Source organism: uncultured Actinomyces sp. (genome assembly GCA_900541895.1).
GTDB lineage: Bacteria > Actinomycetota > Actinomycetes > Actinomycetales > Actinomycetaceae > Pauljensenia.
In genome coordinates this window covers 1-20,219 of sequence record UWSI01000005.1, presented here as the reverse complement: position 1 = coordinate 20,219, position 20,219 = coordinate 1, and the positions used below count along the sequence as shown (strand labels likewise).

The window sequence follows — 20,219 nt, the reverse complement described above, 5'->3', positions numbered from 1 at the left end:
CTGCACGTTGAAGGTGTTTACCTCGCGTCGCTAAGTACCGCGTAGAAAAGTAGAAAAACTGAGAAATAATACAGTGCCTGATCTACTCGTGAGTAGGCAGGATCGCACTCATATCGATGTGCTCAGTCGGTGCTTCAGCCGCTTGCTTAGAATCACCCTCAGAATCAGCTTGTGACGTGTGGGCACTCAGCCTGATCGGACCGGAGTGAGGACGAGCATGACCTTCGCCCTTGCCGGTGGAGGCAGTGCTTCGAGCTGCGTCGGTAGCGAGCGGGCTCTCGGGAGTCGACTCAGATGTCCGAAGGGCTGTGTCCTCGCTCTGTGAAGAAGACTCTTTTTCTGCAGTCGAAGAATCGTTTGGAGTCTTCACAGGCTCTTCTGTGCGCTTCGGAGTGCTCTCTCCGACACTTGCCGAGAGCTCTGCCAACATGGCTCGGGCCTCGTCGACAATATCGGAATCCCCGCTGTGTAGACCGTGAACCAACCAACGCACCACGGCCAATTCGGAAAGAAGCTCAGCGCGCGCCAGAAGGTGCAAGTCCTTCTCGGAACGAGTCTGCTGGTAGGCCTCGTGGAAGCGCTCTAAAAACTCATCCGAAGCACGCGCAAATACCCACGCAATATCGACGGCAGGGTCGCCAACGTGTGCGGATGAAAAACCTGTCAATGCACAGACCCGACCGTGGTCGACGTGAATCGAAGTTTCGGAAAGGTCGCCGTGAATGGGGGAGGGGAGGAAACGCCACAGAGACAAATTCTCCAGCGACTCTTCCCAGCGATCCCACAAGTTTGCGGGAATGACGACTTCCTGCGCGGCCTCGTCCAAAACCGCTTGGTGACGGTCACGGCACTCGATTGCCGAATAAGCCGGAAGATTGACGCCGGTATAGATCAGCTCGGGAAGATTGTGTAGTGCGGCCAATGCATTTCCCAAAGATGCAGGAAGCAGGTGTGGGTCGTCGAAATCCGAGGTTTCCATGACGTGTCCACCCAGATCGCGGTGGACCATGACTCGATCACCCTCTGGGGTGCGGGTGAAACCAGCGGGACGCGGAACCTCAAAGGGGATCTTCGAGAAATCGTGAGCCTTCCCCAAACGCTCCAGAACCGCGTTCTGCGCTTCCATGTCCAGTCCGCCAACAGTGTCGTGTGGGCAGACAACCATCCAGCGGTCACCTGAAGTGTCAATGAGTCCGGTGACTGAAAGGACCTCATCGCTGAACTGCGGGGGACGCAGTCCGGCTACTTCGAGCCGCGGAACCGCAACTGTTGCAAGGGCAGCAAGTTCATAGGGAGTCTTAGATCGAGTCACGTTTAGACCTTAATGTGCTGGGAGAAAACAGCGGGGCAGGCGCATCGAGAGAAGGCAAAATTGTCGCCATGTACACCGAATATGTGAGCGTTTGCGGTGAGTTTTGCGTGCCTGTGATCAGAGCGCATGCAATGCGGAGTCCATATGTTGGAAAAGAAAAGGTAAATAAACCGGAATGTGCCATGATCAAGACATGAGTGAAAAGTTCGATACATCTCAGCTTCCCCGCGAGCTCGCATCGGTCTTCGATGAACTGGTAGCGCGCGACCCCCACCAAGGTGAGTTCCACCAGGCAGTCTTCGAGGTTCTCTCGACACTGACTCCTCTGGTTGAGCGTAAGCCCGAATATCAGGATCTGGCGATTTTTGAGCGAATTGTCGAGCCTGAACGCCAACTCATGTTCCGTGTTCCCTGGAGTGATGATCAGGGGCACATTCATGTGAATCGTGGCTTCCGCGTTCAATTCAATTCCGCGCTCGGCCCCTACAAGGGTGGCCTGCGTTTCCATCCCTCGGTGAACTTGTCGATCATCAAGTTCCTTGGATTTGAACAGATTTTCAAGAACTCTCTGACCGGCCTGCCCATGGGAGGTGCGAAGGGCGGTGCAAACTTCAACCCCAAGGGTAAGTCTGACGCCGAAATCATGCGTTTTTGCCAGTCATTCATGACTGAGCTTCAGCGTCATATTGGTCCCAACGTCGATGTTCCTGCCGGTGATATTGGTGTGGGTGGCCGCGAAATCGGTTATCTTTTCGGACAGTACCGTCGCATTCGCAATAGCTTTGATGCCGGTGTTCTCACGGGTAAGGGCCTGACCTGGGGCGGCTCCTTTGCTCGTACCGAGGCCACCGGTTATGGCTTGGTCTACTTTGCGCAGGAAATGCTTCGTGCTCGTGGTGATTCTTTCGAAGGCAAGCGCGTTGTTGTTTCCGGTTCAGGAAATGTGGCAATTTACGCGACCGAGAAGGCTCAGCAGCTGGGCGCGAAGGTCGTTGCAGTGTCCGATTCTTCCGGTTTTGTTATTGATGAAGAGGGAATCGATGTCGATCTGCTGAAGGATGTCAAGGAAGTTCGTCGCGGTCGCGTCAGCGACTATGCCGCCGAGCGTCCCAGCGCGCACTTCTTCTCAGAAGGCTCGATTTGGGAGGTTCCCTGTGACGTTGCTCTTCCGTGCGCTACCCAGAACGAGCTCGGTCTTGAAGGTGTTGAGGCCCTGATTCATAACGGCGTGCAGATGGTTGCGGAAGGCGCGAACATGCCCACCACTCCCGAGGCCATTGATGAGCTGCGCCGCGCCGGTGTCCTTTACGCACCCGGTAAGGCTTCGAATGCCGGTGGTGTGGCTACCTCGGGACTCGAGATGCAGCAGAACTCGGGTCGCACCCAGTGGCCCTTCGAAGAGACCGACGCAAAGCTTCACCAAATCATGGTTGGCATTCACGAGAACTGCCTTGCAACCGCTGACGAATACGGTGTTCCCGGCGATTACGTTGCAGGTGCAAACCTCGCCGGCTTCATCAAAGTTGCCGATGCGATGGTTGCTCAGGGCCTGATCTAATTCGAAGACTCGCAGCAGGGGGTCCTTCACGTCAATGGCGTGAAGGACCCCCTTTTAGATACATCATTCGCCTTTCGTGACCGGGTGGGGATATCGTTGAGAGTGCAATGGAAAGGTGAGCAGGACAATGCAATTAGTTGCCATAGTTGCTATCGCAGTCTCGTGGCTCCTTGCCGCTCTTGCGGTTGTCTTTGCTCTTCGGATGCGTCGCGACATTCAGCGCCTGCGTGCAGAAAAAGAACAACTACGCAAACTTCACCAGGACTACATGGCCGGCCCAGCGGTTCTCTCCCATGAATTACGCACTCCATTAACTGTTGTCAGGGGAGCGGCAGAACTTCTTGCTGATGGCTCGGCTGGACCTATGAATGATGTGCAAATGAAGTTTGCGAAGACCATTGCCGAAAATGCGCACCAGGTTGTCGAAATGGCCGATGATCTTCTGGCCGAAGTACGCCTGGAATCCGATTTATTCAATCTTCGTCTTCAACGCGTTGAAATGCGCGAACTAGTGCGTCGGCATGTCGCGCAGATGCGTCGTTTCCATTCCTCGCCTATCCGTTTGGAAAACCATGGCGCCCCCATCTATATGTCATTGGATCCGCGCTTGATGGGGCAGGCGATCGCCAATGTTATTAATAATGCAGCCCGTCATGCGGGCGATGATGTTTCGATTGTCGTGACAGTACAAGCTTTTGACGAAGATGTCACCATTTCTATCGTTGATGATGGTCGCGGAATGACCCAGGAAGAAAAAGAGCGTCTTTTCATCCCATTCGATACCGGAGGATCGCTACGACCTGGAACGGGCTTAGGGATGATGCTGACGCAAAAGATTTTGAAACTTCACGGTGGCACGATCTTGGTTGATACGGTTTCCTCCAAAGGAACAACCTTCTATCTGACTATTCCGCGTACCATACGAAGCGGCGATCAATCACTCCTGCCTGAGGGGGCCCAATGAGTGCGAAGGCTTTAGTTGTTGATGATGAGCCCCAGATCCTCATGATTATCAAATTTGCCCTTGAAACCGCGGGAATAACTGTAGAAACTGCAAGCGATGGGGCGAAGGCTTGGGAGAAATTCACTGCTCACTACTACGACCTGGTCATTCTTGACCTGATGATTCCCGTGATCTCAGGGATTTCGCTTGCTCAAAGAATTCGAGCGATGAGTGATGTTCCGATCATCATGATTACGGCGCTTTCTGAAGAATCCGACCGCATCAAGGGACTCGAAAGCGGTGCGGACGACTACATTACGAAACCTTTTAGCCCAAAGGAAATGACTCTTCGCGCTCAGGCTCTTTTGCGCCGAAGTAAGAAGGACCCCAACGATGTTGTGTCCAACGGTCCTTTACGCATCGATCGACGTGACCGGAAAGTCTACGTCGACGGTGTGCAGGTGGAGTTGTCCTCGACAGAACGACGGTTCTTGGATTTCCTTGCTTCGCATATTGGGGAGCCTGTGAGCTACCGCGAGCTTCTCAACTCTGTGTGGGAAACGCAGGATAGCTCTGGCGGGAAAGACATGATCAAGATGACCGCTTATCGTTTGCGAGGCGCTCTTGGGGATCGTGGGGGAGAGCTGATCCAATCGGTTCGCTCGGTTGGATACACAATGCCAGATCTTCGGTAACAGATCAGTTACCGCTCGTTACTAAGGGTGTGCTTTTCGTGTTCTGTTTCACGTAAGAATGAAGCCAAGAGCGCACGAGCATAGTGACAGCCCCGTGCAAACCCTCGATTCAAAGGAGAATCCGATGAAGAAGAGCTTCATCTCCCTTGCAGCATTCAGCGCGGCGGGTGCACTAGCACTTTCCGGGTGTGTTGTGAATGACTCAGCATCCTCAGGTAGTAGCGAAAGCGGATCTTCGGATTCCATTACAGTTGCTTGCGGCGCAATGGAAGACCTCTGCCAGAAGTGGACAGAGACCTTCTCTCAACAGACCGGAATTAAGGCAACCTACGTTCGCCTTTCCTCCGGTGAGACCGTCGCTCGTCTGGACTCCGCGAAGGACAACCCAGAGTTTGATGTCTGGCATGGTGGCCCGGTTGACGGCTATGGTGCAGCTGCAGGTAAGGGCCTGATCGAGGCCTATGATTCGCCCACCGCTAAGGAAATCCCGGATAAGTACAAGGACCCGAAGCACTACTGGACCGGTGTCTACGTCGGTGTTCTGGGATTCTGCTCGAACCAGAAGGTTCTTGAAGAAAAGGGTCTCCAGGTTCCTCAGTCCTGGGATGACCTTCTCAAGCCTGAACTCAAGGGCCAGGTTTCCACGGCACACCCCTCGACCTCGGGTACTGCGTTCACGACACTGTGGACCCAGGTTGTTCTTCGCGGTAGCGAGGATGCCGGTCTCGACTACATGAAGAAGATGCACGCAAATGTCCTGCAGTACACCAAGTCCGGTACTGCCCCCGGTCAGATCGCAGGGCGCGGCGAGGTCGCAGTGGGCCTGGTCTTCTCTCACGACTGCGTCAAGTACCGCGATGAGGGTATGAAGGACCTCGTTGTTTCCTTCCCCAAGGAAGGTACCGGCTACGAGATCGGTGGCGTCGCTTTGGTGAAGAACTCGAAGCACTCCGAGGCCGCCAAGAAGTACATCGACTGGGCAATCTCAGCTGACGCTCAGAACCTTGGCCAGACCGTTGGATCGAACCAGATTCTGACCAACCCGAATGCAAAGACCAACGACAAGATGGCCAAGCTCGATGAGATCAACCTGATCGATTACGACTTCGCTGCAGCAGCGGCCGCAAAGCCCGAGCTGACCAAGCGTTTCGATGAAGAGGTTGCCGCAAAGCCGCGCCAGTAGTGGTGCATAGGGAGGGGATGGTTCTTTCCATGTCCCTGTTCCATCCCCTCCCTCTTTCTTCGCGTGTCCACTGAAGGACATGCGCATCAACAGGGACTTTTCCGCGTTACGCGGGTACTTGGAGAGATCGGATAACCAATGTCAGTGGAGACAGTTGCGCCACCACGCACCCAAGGGGCGCAAACCCCGCAGGCGCAAGCCGTGGCCTCGGGAAAGAAAAAACGAACGAAGGTGCGTCGCGACCCTGTGACGGTTGCGATCGTCGCGATCATTACAGCAGTTCTCTTCCTTCTGGTCTTGCTGCCGCTGGTTACGATCCTGGCGCGAGCCTTCTCAACTGATGGCCTGAAGGTTTTGACCTCCTTCGCCAGTTCGACAACGAACCGAACGATTGCACTGAACACGATCGTTTTGGGCCTGGTTGTTGGCTTGATCGGCACTCTTGCTGGTTTCTTCTTCGCCTACGTGCAGGCGCGAGTCGATATCCCAGGTAAGAAGATCCTCCACCTGATCTGCATGATCCCGATCGTCTCGCCGCCTTTCGCTGTGGCAACATCGGTCATCACCCTGTTCGGTCGTAACGGCTTGATCTCGACGCAGGTTCTGGGACAACAGTGGAATATTTATGGCCTCTCAGGCCTGACACTGGTTTTGTCTCTTTCCTTCTTCCCTGTCGCATACATGAATATGCTCGGAATGCTTAAGAACCTTGACCCGGCGATGGAAGAGGCCGCCGCTTCCTTGGGCGCGTCATCGTGGACTATCTTCCGTACCGTCACGCTTCCGATGCTCGTCCCCGGTTTTGCCGCTTCCTTCCTTCTTCTTTTCGTCGAGGCCATTGCTGACCTGGCGAACCCGCTGGTCATCGGCGGCGACTTCACCGTTCTGGCCTCGCGCGCGTACATCGCTGTTAACGGCGAATACAACACGGCTGCGGGCTCGGCATACTCATTGATCCTTCTGGTTCCTGCGCTACTTGTCTTCCTTCTACAGCGCTACTGGTCAGGACGCTCCTCAACGGTTACCGTGACGGGCAAGCCGACCGGCAAGGTCCGTATGGTTCGCTCAATGAAGGCGCGCATCCCACTGGGAATTGCAACCTTGCTGCTGGCAGCTTTCGTTGTCACTATCTACGCAACGGTTATTGTCGGAGCCTTCGTCTCGATCTTGGGCGTGGACAACACCTTCACGCTGAAGAACTTCAAGTACGTGCTCTCGGGCATTGGCAATGATGCCATCATCGACACGACCATCTTGGCTCTGATCGCAACGCCCATTGCTGGCGTCTTGGGCATGGTTGTTGCATGGCTGGTGGTCGTGCGTCTGAAGGCCTCGGCCGGCTTCATGGACTTCCTGGGCATGCTCGGCCTGTCTGTTCCCGGTACGGTTCTGGGTATTGGTTACCTCATCACCTATAACAAGCCGATCATTGTCGGCGGAAAACTCATGCTGATGCCCGCGCTCGCGGGTGGCTCCGCCGTCTTTGGTGGTGCCCTGGCGATCATTATGGTTTACGTTGCGCGTTCGATGCCCTCGGGCCAGCGTTCCGGTATTGCTTCTCTCCACCAGGTCGACCATTCGATTGACGAGGCCTCAACCTCCTTGGGTGCATCGGGCTTGCACACCTTTATGAAGGTGACGCTTCCTCTGATTCGTCCGGCATTCATCGCTGGCTTGACTTATGCATTTGCGCGATCCATGACGACGCTGTCGCCCATCATTTTCATCACGACTCCTAAGACGAAGATCATGACCTCTCAGATTCTTGCTGAGGTTGATGCGGGCCGTTTCGGTAACGCTTTTGCCTTCTGCACGATCTTGATCGTCATCGTGATGGCTGTTATCGGCCTAACAAATGTTCTTGTTCGAGATAAATCTGTCACCGCCACCAATGGCGCGGGCATGTAATTGTTGACAAAGGAAAGACCCATGTCGAATACGAATGACACAAATGCTCCCGGCCGCCTGTCCCTGGTGGAGCTGACCAAGACCTTCTCGAACACCGCTTCCGAGGTCACCGCGGTTGATCACATCAACCTGGATATTCACCCCGGTGAATTCATTACCCTTCTGGGACCCTCGGGTTGTGGTAAGACCACAACCCTGCGTATGATCGCGGGCTTCGAAGATGCGACTTCGGGTCAGGTCATGCTCGATGGCGAAAACATGGTGGTTATTCCGCCGAACAAGCGCCCGATGTCCATGGTGTTCCAGTCCTACGCATTGTTCCCGCACCTGAGTGTGCGTGAAAACGTTGCCTACGGCCTTCATCTGCGTAAGAAAAGCGCAGCGGAAATTAAGGAAGAGGTTGATATCGCACTTGCGGCAATGAACCTGACCGCGATGGCGGATCGCGCTCCTTCCCAGCTTTCCGGTGGCCAGCAGCAGCGTGTTGCATTGGCCCGAGCGATGGTTGTGCGTCCGAAGGTTCTACTCTTCGATGAGCCTTTGTCGAACTTGGATGCAAAGCTGCGTGTGAAGATGCGCGTGGAGATCCGTCGGATGCAAAAGCGTCTGGGGATTTCCTCCGTGTACGTCACGCACGATCAGTCCGAAGCAATGGCAATGTCTGACCGCATTGTCGTGATGAATGCGGGACGAATCGAACAGGCGGATACCCCCGAAGAGATCTACCTGCACCCGGCCAGCGTTTTTGTTGCTGACTTCGTTGGTCGCGCGAACTTCGTTCCCGCAAAGGCCAGTGAAGTCGGCGAGGACGGCAAGGTTCAGATTGAGGCTCTGGGCCAGCAGCTCAATGTCCACGCTGCAGAGAGCGCAAAGGAAGCCGTTCGCTCGGGCGATGACCTGGTTGTTCTGGTTCGTCCTGAATCCATGCGTATTTCCGCAACCGATGAAAAGCCTGCGACACTGACCGGTTCGCTGGGTCAAGTTGTTACCTCGATCTTCTACGGCGAAACCGTTGAGTACGAGATTGAAACTGAGTGTGGCTCGCTGGTGTGTGTGGTCTCCGATCCGCGTGCAGAGGACCTTCTCGAAGAAGGGCAGTATGTGCGCCTCGGAATCGAGGCCGAAAAGGCGTGGCTCTTGCCTTCTGGCCAGCTGGCCTCCTGAACTGCTAGACGCATTCTCCTGAATGCAGGCGGAAGCGCCGTAGAGGCGTTCATACAATGAAATAACGGCACGGCCCGGGGCCGGGTGAGGGGAGTGATTATCCCTCACCCGGCCCCGGCCTCGTCAATAATTAGATGAATCGGCTACCCTTTAGACGTGGCCATTGAGTTTTCTGAAGAGATCCAGTCCTTGCGTACGACGATGGAAAATATTTCCGCCGTTGTGCAGCCCGAGCGTCTTCGCGCCCAAATTGCGGAGCTGTCGCAGAAGGCAGCTGCTCCTGACCTGTGGGATGACCCCGCGCATGCGCAGGAAGTGACTTCACAGCTGTCGCACCGTCAGAGCGAGCTCGATCGTGTTCTGGCAATGGAAGAACGCATTGACGACCTCGAGGCGATTGTTGACATGGCCCACGAGACCGCTGAGAGCGATCCTGCGGACGCGGAAGATATTTTTGCCGAGGCTGAATCTGACCTCGCCTCATTGAAGGACGACATGTCCGCCCTTGAGATCCGCACTCTTCTTGACGGTGAATATGACGAGCGCAACGCAGTCATCACCATCCGAAGCGGCGCTGGCGGCGTGGATGCTGCAGATTTCGCTGAGATCCTGCTGCGCATGTACCTGCGCTGGGCAGAACGCCACGGGTATCCGACGAAGGTTATGGATACTTCCTACGCAGAAGAAGCTGGCTTAAAGTCCGCAACCTTTGAGGTCCAAGCTCCTTACGCCTACGGAACTCTTTCGGTCGAGGCCGGCACCCACCGCCTCGTGCGTATCAGCCCCTTCGATAACCAGGGACGCCGCCAGACTTCTTTCGCGGCCGTTGAGGTTATTCCTCTGATCGAGTCGACGGACCATATTGAAATTCCCGAGTCTGAACTGAAGGTCGATGTCTTCCGTTCCTCCGGTCCCGGTGGTCAGTCGGTGAATACGACAGACTCCGCCGTTCGAATGACTCACATCCCGACGGGTATTGTCGTTTCGATGCAGGACGAAAAGTCACAGATTCAAAACCGTGCGGCAGCTCTTCGAGTTCTGCAGTCTCGCCTTCTTGTGCTCCGCCACGAGGAAGAGCAGGCGAAGAAGAAGGAGCTCGCGGGTGATGTGAAGGCCTCGTGGGGTGACCAGATGCGCTCCTACGTCTTGCAGCCCTACCAGATGGTGAAGGACCTGCGTACCGAATACGAATCCGGCAATCCTCAAAACGTCTTCGATGGTGATATCGACGGCTTTATCAACGCCGGAATTCGTTGGCGTAAGAACCAACAGAATCAAGACTGATGCGAAAAGCCCGGGCCTAGCCCGGGCTTTTGCGCGTGTCGCCTAAGTTTTGAGGCCCGAGCTGCATAGGGTAAAAGGGACCATAACCCCAATCAGAGACGGCTCATGATTCGATTTGATCACGTCACCATGGTGTATCAGCCTGGTGCGCGTCCGGCATTAGATGATGTTTCCCTTGAAGTGAAGCGCGGAGAGTTCGTCTTCCTCGTGGGAAAGTCCGGTTCCGGTAAGTCCACCTTCCTTCAACTCACCATGAGGGAAATTCGTGCGACGTCAGGAAAGGTGTGGGTCCTCGGCCATGACGTGGGTAAACTCTCGCGTTGGTCGGTTCCTAAGCTACGACGCCAGGTCGGCACCGTGTTCCAGGATTTCCGTTTGCTGCCTTCAAAGACCGTATATGAGAACGTTGCTCTGGCGATGGAGGTCATCGGTAAGCCTCGCCATGCTATTGAAACCCAGGTTCCCGATGTTCTGGAACTGGTCGGTTTGGCCGGTAAAGAAAAGCGCCTTCCCCATGAGCTTTCCGGTGGTGAAGAACAGCGTGTGGCAATTGCACGCGCGATGGTGAACCGTCCCGAGTTGCTTCTTGCAGATGAGCCGACCGGTAACTTGGACCCGGATACCTCGCTTGGAATCATGCGTTTGCTGGATCGTATTAACCGCAATGGGACCACGGTTGTTATGGCAACGCACGACGCTGCAATCGTGAACCAGATGCGTATGCGCGTCATTGAATTGCACGATGGAACGGTTGCTCGTGATCAGAACAGCGGCGTGTATGGGGCGGTGAAGTAATGAAGTTACGTTTTATTCTTTCGGAAGTTGGCAAGGGTCTGTCGCGAAATCGCGCGATGTCTGTTGCCGTGGTGATCGTCACCTTCGTATCCCTGCTGTTTGTGGGTATTGCAGGCCTTTCGCAGATGCAGGTCTCGCGAATGAAGAGTCAGTGGTACGACAAGATCGAGGTATCGATCTACATGTGTGCCAACAATGACCAGACTCCGAGCTGCAACAACCAAGAGGCAACGGAAACACAGATTGCGGCGGTGCGCGATAAGCTCCGTTCGGCGGAGCTGGCTCCCTACGTTAAGGACGTCTACGAAGAATCAAAGGCTGAGGCCTTTAAGAACTTCGTGAAGATCTACGGTAATTCTCCGCTGGGTCAGTGGACGACCGAGGACATGATGCAGGTTTCTTTCCGCGTCAAGCTGGTCAATCCCGAGCAATTCGGCATTATTCGAGACGAATTCACCGGTTCAGCGGGTGTATCCGTTGTGAAGGATCAGCGTGAGATTGTTGAGCCCCTATTCCAGGTTTTGGGTAAGGCCCGAGGCCTGTCGCTGGGCTTGGCGGGCGTCATGATCGTCGCCGCGGTCTTGCTTATTACGACCACTATTCGTCTGTCCGCGATGAGCCGTGAACGCGAAACCTCCATCATGCGACTGGTTGGTGCCTCAAACCTGTTTATTCAAGCTCCCTTCATGATTGAGGGCGCGATTGCTGCGGTGGTCGGTGCTCTCTTGGCAGTGGGAACCCTGTTTGTCGGTGTTCACGTCCTGGTGAATCAGTGGCTTGCGCAGGCTTTCCGTTGGACGAACTTTATTGGCATGCGTGAGGTGTGGATCATGTCGCCGATCCTCATCGTTGCTGCGGTGCTCCTTGCACTGTCGGCATCCGCATTCTCACTGGCGAAGTACACGAAGATCTGATCCTATGGCAAAGACGCGTTCTCACGGTTTTTCAACGGGAGTTACCAGTGCGGTGGCCTTGCTTGTTGTTGCAGCGCCCCTAGCTCTGGTACCACCCGCTTTTGCGGATGAAGACCGTGACCGCGTTGCCCAGGCTCAGCGCGAGTCCGCGCAGCACGTGCAAGAGCTTCGCAACAACCTTGAGGGTTTGGATGCTTCGCTCGCCCAGGTTTACTTAGACCTTGAAACTGCGAATGCACAGATCCCTGTTGCTCAGGCTGAGCTTGACACTGCTAATGAACGCTACGAGGGTGCCAAGCGTGAGCATGATGTTGCACAGGCACAACTGGATGCAGCTCAGGCAGAAGTTGCTCGTCTCAACACTGCGATGGAGAAAGCACGCAAACAGCAAGAGGAATCTCAAAAAGCTGTGGGCGCATTGGCGCGCGAGATGTATCAGTCTGGGGGAGTGAGCTCGCCCCTTCTGATCGCGCTGTCGTCTTCGGGAACCGAGGAAATTGCTGATCGTGCAGCCGCGGCGGATGCAATGACACGCGCTCAAGATAGTGCGCTCAGTCAAGCAATGGATATGCAGGCAGCGACACGTAACCAGCAGAGTAGGCAAGACGCCGTCACTTCGCGAATTTCCTCTCTAGAGGAGAAAGCACGTAAGGCCTCGGAAGAAGCTGAGAGCGCAAAGAACACTGCGGAAACAAAACTGCGCGAACTTGACGAACTGAAGAAGACCTCGGAAGAAAAACGCGCCCAGTGGGATGCGCAGAAGGCTCAGGCTGAAGAACAACTTGGCCAGTGGCAGCGCGAATACCAAGATGCGACCTCGAAGCTCGCTGCGATCGATGAAGAGAACCGCCGCCAGAATAGGCGCTATACCTCCTCCTCGAACTTTTCGAGCCCCCTTCCGGTTCCGCTGGTCGTGACGTCACCATTCGGGTGGCGCGTCCACCCTGTCCTTGGAATCTCTCGCTATCACAATGGAACAGACTTTGCGGCAAACTGCGGTACTGAAATTTATCCGGTTGCCGAAGGCGTTGTCACCGCTGTCACCGTTGAAACCGCTGGCGGGAACGTTGTCTACGTGAACCACGGGATGATGAATGGCGCGTCCATGTCGACCGCGTATGTTCATATGCAGTCCACCAATGTTTATGTTGGTCAGCACGTTGGACGCGATACGGTTCTGGGCTGGGTTGGTGCTACCGGATACGCCACCGGCTGCCACCTGCACCTGTCCGTCATGCGCAATGGTGCTGATGTTGAACCTCTGGATTACTTGTAGGACAATAGTTCTCCTGTAATTTCTCACTGAGGGGGTGCTTATGCCGAAGGAATGGAAGAAGCCAAAGCCTACCGAATCCGAGAAGCGTAAGGCCGCCTCGGACGCGAAGAAAACAATTGCGCGCAATAAGAAGGCTCGCCACGACTATCTCATTGAAGATACGTGGGAGGCCGGCATGGTCCTTTCGGGTACCGAAGTGAAAGCCCTGCGTATGGGCCGCGCGTCGCTTGTTGATGCGTGGGTAGAGATTAAGAACGGCGAGGCCTGGCTGTACGGGGCGAATATCCCCATGTATGCCCAGGGTTCGTGGACCAACCACGCTCCGACGCGAAAGAGGAAGCTACTGCTGCATAGCAGTCAGATTTCCACTTTGGCCGATAAGTCGTCTGCCAAGGGATACACCATCGTTCCCCTTGAGCTGTACTTCATTGGCGGCCGCGCAAAGGTTGAGATCGCCCTTGCTCGCGGTAAACAAGAGTGGGATAAACGTCAGGCCCTGCGTGAAAAACAGGACCAGCGTGAGGCAGAGCGCGCGATGCGTCGCTATGTCAAACAAGCACGTCGCTGATCTCGGCGACGCGCTGACGAGGAAGTGCTGTGTGCCCCCCTATTTGGGAGGGTACGCAGCCTGTTCTTTTTGAGGAGCGTTGATGAAGCCTGTTGTGCGATCGCTCAAGCGAGATATACGGCGGATGGTAACCGTACCTGCCGCGTGGATTGTCATTGTCGGTCTTCTCTTCGTACCCGCACTGTATGCCTGGTTTAACATCGTCGGATTTTGGGATCCCTATTCCAATACCGGCAAGATCAGGGTTGCGGTGGCCAATGAAGATCAGGGTGCGACGAAAGACATCATCGGTTTTATTAACGTCGGGGCCACGGTAGAAAATCAACTACGCGCGAATGACCAGCTGGGTTGGTATTTCGTTTCTGCCGATCAAGCACAAAAAGATGTTGAGCGGGGCCACGCGTATGCAGCGATCGTCATCCCCTCAGACTTTTCTCAAAAACTAACGGGCATTGTTGACGGCACCTATTCAAAGCCAAACGTGCAGTACTACGTGAATGAGCGCAACAACGCCATTGCTCCAAAAATCACAGGAGCTGGCGCATCTTCCTTAGACCAACAGATCAACTCGACTTTTGTCTCGACCGTTGCGCAGACCCTTTCTGCAAAGATCTCTTCAACAGGGCGCTCCATTTCTGGCATTTTGCAGGGTAACCGTTCTGATCTTAAAGATAAGATCACCGCAGCTCGCGACCAGCTGGGGGAAGCTGAACAGACACTTAAAGGAATGGACGGCAGGATCGATGCGGCCAAGGAAAAGATTTCTGGTGCACGCAATTCGTTGAATTCGGCCGATTCGAGCCTGTCTGATCTCAACAGCGCGCTGTCTCAGGCAGATCAGTTAGTCAATGACACGCGCTCCACTTTGTCGACTTTCAGCACCAATATGTCTGGTGCGCTCGATGGGCTGGCGAATCACGCTACTGATGCCACTGCGAAGGCATCGGCCGCAGGAGGAGCATTCAACGGGGGAGTGCAAGGCGCAACGACAACGATTAATGGGCTCCTGACAGAAGGGCAGTCCATCAACCAGACCAATGGGGACATCCTGCGCCAACTTCAAAACTTAGGAATCGCGCAACTACCCACGGCCTCGCAAGCTTTGCAGGACTTGAGCACGCAAAATTCTCAGGTTGGACAAACTCTGGCGAACTTGTCGACTCTTAACGGCAGCCTTGCGACGACCTCGAATTCGATCACCCAAGCGCTCGCGACACTCCAAAACTCCAGCCAAGCACTGAGCAATTCCGCTGCTCAAGCGCGCTCGGGTATCGGAGATCAACTTCCCGCGATTTCCAATGCGCTGGACCAAATGTCGAGCGCCTCAGCGAATCTTCGTTCCGCAATTGCCGTGCTTCAAGGTCAACGAGAACAGATGAATGGCCTGCTTGATCAGCTCACTGCGCTTCTTGATTCCACGAAGACCACTCTTGCGCAGTCAGCGACAAACGTCAGCGCATTGATGAATGATCTTGGAAGCGCACAGGGAGATATCTCTGCGATTTCTTCCTCGAATGCGATTCAATCTCTTTCAGGCTCCATGAATCTTAATCCTGAAAAGATCGCTGAATTTATGGCCGCACCGACCTCGATCCACACCCAGGCCGTCTTCCCAGTTGCCACATATGGCTCCGCAATGGCGCCGCTCTTTACGAACCTTGCGTTGTGGATCGGTGCATTTTCTCTCGTCGTTATTTTGAAGCTCGAGGTCGATGACGAGGAAGTCGGTCCCATGAGCTCGGTCCAGCGTTATATGTCGCGCTGGATGCTTCTGGCGCTCTTTGCTCTTGGTCAGGCAGTGGTTGTATCCATTGGAGATCTCATCATTGGGATCCAAACTGTCTCCAAGCTTGCTTTTGTTGGGACAGCGATGATCAGTTCACTGGCCTACCTCTCGATTATTTATATGTTGGCGACTTGCTTCCAACACATTGGTAAAGGCCTCTGTGTCGTCATTGTCATGCTGCAGATCCCGGGCTCTGCTGGCCTGTATCCCATCGAAATGATGCCCTCCTTCTTCCGTTTCCTCTATCCGCTTTTCCCCTTCACCTATGGCATTAATGCGATGCGCGAAACGGTCGGTGGCTTCTATGGCCACGCGTATCTTCGAGCAATTGGGGTGCTGGCGATTCACGTCGCGATCTCTTTCACCATCGGACTTGCTTTGCGTCCGTATCTTGTGAACCTTAACACGATGGTGACCCGTGATCTGTCGCGGTCTGGATTGTTTATTAGCGAGGCCACTCGCCTTCCCTCCTCGCGTTTCCGTCTTTCCCAGATCGTCTCTGTCCTTGCCGACCACGATTCGTATTCACGTTCCGTGTCGCGTCGCGTGCGCACCTTTGAACGTCGTTACCCGCGGATGCGTCGTGCAGCGCTGGTTCTGGGGATTGTCGTTCCGGCTCTCCTTGCGGTTTTATCTGTTACGAGTGCGACCGAAGTGCCGATTATGTTGGGATTGTGGATTGTGTGGATCCTCGCGATTATCGCATTCTTGATTGCTGTCGAGTTTGTTCGAGAGTCTCTTGAACGTCAGCAGTTGCTTACGAATATGAATGACTCCGATGTACGCTCGCTTTTGCAACGGAGGGCTCACGGTGCAGCAGCACTCTTCGCCTCGGCAGTGAAGAAGAGCGCTTCTGTGCGCGACGAAGAAGCGGCGGAAGAAGGGGGCGAGAAATGAAAGCGGTATGGGAAATCTTCCGCGCTGATCTTTCGCGAGCACATCGAAGCGTGATCAGTATGGTCGTTATTCTTGGGCTGGTTGTTCTTCCGTCATTCTTTGCGTGGTTCAACATATCCGCGTCATGGGACCCTTTTGCCAACACAAAAAACCTGCGGATCGCGATTGCCAATACCGACAAGGGGTATAAGTCTGATCTGATTCCCCTTGAGGTCAATATCGGTAACCGTGTTGTGTCAGCTTTACGGACGAATGAGCAATTCAATTGGGTGATTGATAGCGAAGAACAAGCAATTGAGAAGACGCGATCGGGGGAGTACTACGCGGCGGTTGTTATCCCTTCAGACTTCTCTCAAGAGATGCTGACTTTCTTCTCCAGTGACGCGCATTCGACGCCCCTGACCTACTACATCAATGAAAAGAAGAATGGCTTGGCGCCAAAAATCACCGGCCAAGGCGCAGAGCGCGTTTCTGCGCAAATCAACCAGATATTTGCGCAGACTGTTGCCGAAATTGCAGTGGATACGGCTTCTTCGCTTTCAGATTCGCTCTCTGATCCCACAAATGTTCGCGGTATCCAGGCGTTGAACTCTCGCCTGGAGTCGACCTCACAGCGCCTGAACGCTGCGGCAACCAGCGCAGATGCCTATGCCGGACTCATCGCCTCCTCCGTGCAGCTGGTAGATTCTACGCAGACCATGATTGCCAATGCCTCGAAGGCCCGAGATCCGCTGGAGAGCGCGGCAAATAACGCCTCGGCTTCCGTTGATCAGATCAGTGCTGGGGCTTCGCAAGCTGCCTTTGCCCTTTCCTCAGCCGTGAGTGCGTCTGCTCATTCCCTCGAGGTGCTTTCTGCATCCATTGATGATGTGTATTCCCGAGGCGGCAGTAGCGTCGCTTCGGCGGTGGCGACCTTGCGTTCCCAGGCCTCGTCGGTGGGCAATCAATCGACGCAGTACCTGCATGTGAAGGAAACGCTGGCAAATCTGCCGGGAACACCTATTTCTCAAGATGTTCTGGATCGCCTGCAAGCTTCTGCTGACCGTCTGAGCGCGCTGCAGAATGCGATGAATAAGCTTGCTGATGACATGGAAAAGAACGTCGCAGACGCTGGCTCCAATCGCCAAGATGTCAAGAACCTCGTTGGACAAGCGCACTCGGCTATCTCCAATTTGAAGAGCGATGTTGATTCCTCCCTGCGTCCGCAATTAGAACAGCTTTCGGGAACCATCAATTCAGCAACCTCGTCGATGGAAAATCTGCGCGCTCAGCTGTCTGCAGCTAGCTCCAGTGTCAATGATGGCTCGAATGGAGTTCGCGAGGGGCTATCGAAACTTCAATTGACGTTTAGTGGAATTGGAAACCAACTTCGCGAAGCCGCGCTAAAGATCGCAGAGGTTCACAACAAGTTGAATGATGCTTTGCAAAGTGGGAACCTTGCGCAGGTCCGCACCATCATTGGCTCAGATCCCCAGGCTCTGGCCGTTGCTCTTGCGGCTCCCGTGGGCGTCACTACCATTGCGGTGTATCCGGTCGAGAATTTTGGTTCTCAGATGGCGCCCTTCTATACGGCGCTCGCACTGTGGGTGGGGTCGGTGCTCATGATCATCACCATTCGCAGTGATGTAACCACAGAAAATGTTGTTGAGGGATTGGATTCTTCCCATCCAGCTGTCGAGTATTTCAAGAGGCGTCGCGTAGGTCTGTGGGAAGGCTTCCTTGGGCGCTACATGATTTTCGGGCTGCTTGCTCTGACCCAGGCCACCATTATGTGCTTGGGCTTGCTGTTCTTTGTGAAGATCCAGCACGTTCATCCCTGGCTATTGATCGTTACGGGGTGGGCGATTGCTTTGGTGTTTTCTTTCCTGCTCTACACCTTCATCGCTACTTTCGGTAATGCGGGGAAAGCCCTAGGCGTACTATTCCTGGTCTTACAGATCACGGGTGCCGGAGGATCCTTCCCCTTGGATATTCTGCCGAGTTTCTTCCGCTCGATTTCACCGTACTTGCCGGCAACACATGGGATCACGGCGCTGCGTGCCTCGATCGCGGGGTACTCGGGCAGTGAGTACCTTGATGCAATGTTGTTGCTGAGTGTTTTTGTAGTCGTTGCAGCGCTGCTTGGTTTTGGATTGCGTCCTTTGCTTATCAAGAGGACGCGACTCTTGGTTGAGAAGCTAGAGTCCACAAAGCTTATGTAGAGCCTCCCGGGATTTTTCTTCGCCGGGCCAAGGCATCGCGGCTACCTGCGTGTGGGGGAGGGGGTGGACAACCGCACATATCGTGGCTTGCGTGCGGCGCGGCCTCGGGAATCTCTTGCCAGCTCAGCTGCAGGGACGTATGATTTCAAGTCCGGTGTTTGTGCTGCTGCGGTGGCAGGGTGCCGGTGAGTGAAGAACTCAATAGGGGATGATCGGTTTCGACAGCGGTCGTCGATCGAGGGGAAGCGAGCCGAGGAGGCATGCTCTACTCGTTAACGATGTGTGCAAACCAATAGGTGCCGAACAGAATCGCACCGACTACGTTCTCGCCGCCTGATTGCCGCGTGAACCTTTAGTCCGTCAGCCCGGAAGTTGCTTCCGGTCCGGTGTCTGGCGTCGTCTAGGAAGCCACTGGGTGCCGTTCGTGTTGGTAGGACGGCTCCGACGCTCAATCAACTGAGCCTATCTGGTAGCAGGTCTGCATGATGCTAGGGGCTGAGAAATAATTCGCAGACTGCGCTCGGAGAAGACCTCGGGGTCGGCTGTTGGACGGGGGTTCGATTCCCCCCATCTCCACTGGTACCGTTTTCGGATCCTCAGAAAATCAGGGTTTTTCGTTGGAATACCAACGTTTTAGCCGGAAGCCTCGAAGGACACTAGAGGACATTAGAGGACATTTGAGGACACAAAAACGGTACCAAAACGGTACCAAAAACGGTACCATGATGGCACCACAGTGGTGCCGTAAAAGAGGGCACCCGGACCATGGGGGTAATTATGCCTGCCGAGCTGCCCAGGGGCATCGTCATGCACCGAGGACTCTACCGCGTGAGGATCAGCGTGGGAGGGAAACGTCACCTAGTGGGAGACTACACCAACCTCACAGATGCTAAAGCCGCCCTCACCCTCGCGAAGGCTGACGTGGTGCGGGGTGCCTACAAGTCGCCCGAAGAAGTGAAAGCAGAGCGGGAGGCGGAGCGGGCCAGGGAAGCCGCTATCCTGGCTGCCGCGAAAGCTCTTGAAGAAAAAGAACTCACCGTCTCCGCCTGGGCGGAGAAGTGGTTAGGCCAGCTGATCGAGACGGGCCGAAGCGACGGAACGCTGCGTACCTACCGTTCCACGCTTTCCCGCCATATCCTCCCGGCCCTGGGCAAGAAGAAGCTGGGCGAGGTCTCCCAGGATGACGTAGACCGCCTGCTCCGCTCCCGTAAAACTCCAGCCGTGCGGACCAACGTTTCGCGAGTCCTTCGCTCCCTATATCTAGCAGCGGTGGACCAGGGCGAAGGCGGGCTGACCGCCGTCCCCTTCCGCCTCCACGTGCCTAAACCACAGGTTGCACGCGGCCTCGACTCTTCCAAAGTGGCCACGCCTGAGCAGGTGCGCGCCCTGGCTGAAGCTCTGCCCGAGCAGTTCTCCCTGGCTGCCTACCTCGCGGCCATCATGTCCCTGCGCCTCGGCGAGGTGCTCGGGCTGCAGCGAGGCGACTTCGAGGGCCTCGACAGTCCAGGGCTCGCAGTGCTGCATATCCGCAGGCAGTGGAACTCTAAGGCGTATGGGGGCGGGGCCTCCTACTCTGCCCCGAAGGCAGGCAGCGAGGGTGTGCTGGCCGTTCCGGAGGAACTCGCAGCCCAGGTGCGCGCTCACCTGGATAGCTGGGTGGGCCGGAAAAAGGCTTCTCCGCTCTTCCCGTCGGTGCACAATCCAGATCGCCCGATGTCGCAGACACGGTTTGATG

The 20,219-nt window shown here is 55.2% G+C and carries 14 protein-coding genes, 1 other RNA gene and 1 pseudogene; 15 read left to right on the top strand and 1 reads right to left on the bottom strand.

From position 1 onward, the window contains the following. Positions 1-82: 82 nt before the first annotated feature. Positions 83-1,312, bottom strand: coding sequence for a phosphotransferase (locus QZR18_RS02590; RefSeq protein WP_178705390.1), 1,230 nt, complete (start codon positions 1,310-1,312; stop codon positions 83-85). Positions 1,313-1,505: 193 nt separating this feature from the next. On the opposite strand from QZR18_RS02590, the gene gdhA reads away from it, so the two are divergent. From gdhA to QZR18_RS02515, 15 genes and pseudogenes are all read left to right on the top strand, one after another. After that, positions 1,506-2,870: an NADP-specific glutamate dehydrogenase gene (gene gdhA, locus QZR18_RS02585; protein WP_178705387.1), complete on the top strand. Its 1,365-nt coding sequence runs from the start codon at positions 1,506-1,508 to the stop codon at positions 2,868-2,870. Positions 2,871-2,985: 115 nt separating this feature from the next. After that, entirely contained in the window at positions 2,986-3,834 is an 849-nt protein-coding gene (locus tag QZR18_RS02580) for a sensor histidine kinase KdpD (RefSeq protein WP_295910247.1), read from the top strand. Then, positions 3,831-4,508, top strand: a complete 678-nt coding sequence (locus QZR18_RS02575; RefSeq protein WP_178705384.1) for a response regulator transcription factor — start codon at positions 3,831-3,833, stop codon at positions 4,506-4,508. Before QZR18_RS02580 ends, QZR18_RS02575 begins: the two co-directional genes overlap by 4 nt. Positions 4,509-4,632: 124 nt before the next feature. After that, on the top strand, positions 4,633-5,691 hold the full coding sequence (locus QZR18_RS02570; RefSeq protein ID WP_178705381.1) for an ABC transporter substrate-binding protein: 1,059 nt from the start codon (positions 4,633-4,635) through the stop codon (positions 5,689-5,691). A gap of 138 nt (positions 5,692-5,829) precedes the next feature. Continuing rightward, a complete protein-coding gene (locus QZR18_RS02565) occupies positions 5,830-7,599 on the top strand; it encodes an iron ABC transporter permease (RefSeq protein ID WP_291459082.1) in 1,770 nt (589 codons plus the stop codon). Positions 7,600-7,620: 21 nt separating this feature from the next. Then, a complete protein-coding gene (locus QZR18_RS02560; protein WP_178705378.1) occupies positions 7,621-8,763 on the top strand; it encodes an ABC transporter ATP-binding protein in 1,143 nt (380 codons plus the stop codon). Positions 8,764-8,919: 156 nt separating this feature from the next. Continuing rightward, positions 8,920-10,047, top strand: coding sequence for a peptide chain release factor 2 (gene prfB, locus QZR18_RS02555; RefSeq protein ID WP_178704932.1), 1,128 nt, complete (start codon positions 8,920-8,922; stop codon positions 10,045-10,047). A 105-nt stretch (positions 10,048-10,152) separates the two neighbouring features. After that, positions 10,153-10,842, top strand: a complete 690-nt coding sequence (gene ftsE, locus QZR18_RS02550; RefSeq protein ID WP_009408207.1) for a cell division ATP-binding protein FtsE — start codon at positions 10,153-10,155, stop codon at positions 10,840-10,842. After that, entirely contained in the window at positions 10,842-11,756 is a 915-nt protein-coding gene (ftsX, locus tag QZR18_RS02545) for a permease-like cell division protein FtsX (protein WP_178704936.1), read from the top strand. The genes ftsE and ftsX overlap by 1 nt, the downstream gene beginning before the upstream one ends. A 4-nt stretch (positions 11,757-11,760) precedes the next feature. Continuing rightward, positions 11,761-13,032 carry a M23 family metallopeptidase gene (locus tag QZR18_RS02540; RefSeq protein WP_178704939.1) on the top strand — a complete coding sequence of 424 codons (1,272 nt, stop codon included), beginning with the start codon at positions 11,761-11,763 and terminating at the stop codon, positions 13,030-13,032. 40 nt (positions 13,033-13,072) lie between these two features. Next, a complete protein-coding gene (gene smpB / locus QZR18_RS02535) occupies positions 13,073-13,600 on the top strand; it encodes an SsrA-binding protein SmpB (RefSeq protein ID WP_009408200.1) in 528 nt (175 codons plus the stop codon). 82 nt (positions 13,601-13,682) lie between these two features. Next, on the top strand, positions 13,683-16,283 hold the full coding sequence (locus QZR18_RS02530) for a YhgE/Pip domain-containing protein (RefSeq protein WP_178704942.1): 2,601 nt from the start codon (positions 13,683-13,685) through the stop codon (positions 16,281-16,283). Further along, positions 16,280-18,484 carry a YhgE/Pip domain-containing protein gene (locus QZR18_RS02525; protein WP_178704945.1) on the top strand — a complete coding sequence of 735 codons (2,205 nt, stop codon included), beginning with the start codon at positions 16,280-16,282 and terminating at the stop codon, positions 18,482-18,484. Before QZR18_RS02530 ends, QZR18_RS02525 begins: the two co-directional genes overlap by 4 nt. A gap of 204 nt (positions 18,485-18,688) precedes the next feature. Then, positions 18,689-19,063: a transfer-messenger RNA gene (gene ssrA, locus QZR18_RS02520) on the top strand. Between the two features lie 198 nt (positions 19,064-19,261). Further along, positions 19,262-20,219 (top strand): annotated as a pseudogene (locus tag QZR18_RS02515) (hypothetical protein); the annotation flags it as partial.

Bases quoted from the DNA above. Each gene is read 5' to 3' on its own strand.
- QZR18_RS02560 (WP_178705378.1), top strand. From the start codon at position 7,621: ATGTCGAATACGAATGACACAAATGCTCCCGGCCGCCTGTCCCTGGTG.
- gdhA (WP_178705387.1), top strand. From the start codon at position 1,506: ATGAGTGAAAAGTTCGATACATCTCAGCTTCCCCGCGAGCTCGCATCG.
- QZR18_RS02540 (WP_178704939.1), top strand. From the start codon at position 11,761: ATGGCAAAGACGCGTTCTCACGGTTTTTCAACGGGAGTTACCAGTGCG.
- QZR18_RS02525 (WP_178704945.1), top strand. From the start codon at position 16,280: ATGAAAGCGGTATGGGAAATCTTCCGCGCTGATCTTTCGCGAGCACAT.
- ftsE (WP_009408207.1), top strand. From the start codon at position 10,153: ATGATTCGATTTGATCACGTCACCATGGTGTATCAGCCTGGTGCGCGT.
- QZR18_RS02575 (WP_178705384.1), top strand. From the start codon at position 3,831: ATGAGTGCGAAGGCTTTAGTTGTTGATGATGAGCCCCAGATCCTCATG.
- QZR18_RS02570 (WP_178705381.1), top strand. From the start codon at position 4,633: ATGAAGAAGAGCTTCATCTCCCTTGCAGCATTCAGCGCGGCGGGTGCA.
- QZR18_RS02565 (WP_291459082.1), top strand. From the start codon at position 5,830: ATGTCAGTGGAGACAGTTGCGCCACCACGCACCCAAGGGGCGCAAACC.
- ftsX (WP_178704936.1), top strand. From the start codon at position 10,842: ATGAAGTTACGTTTTATTCTTTCGGAAGTTGGCAAGGGTCTGTCGCGA.
- QZR18_RS02530 (WP_178704942.1), top strand. From the start codon at position 13,683: ATGAAGCCTGTTGTGCGATCGCTCAAGCGAGATATACGGCGGATGGTA.
- smpB (WP_009408200.1), top strand. From the start codon at position 13,073: ATGCCGAAGGAATGGAAGAAGCCAAAGCCTACCGAATCCGAGAAGCGT.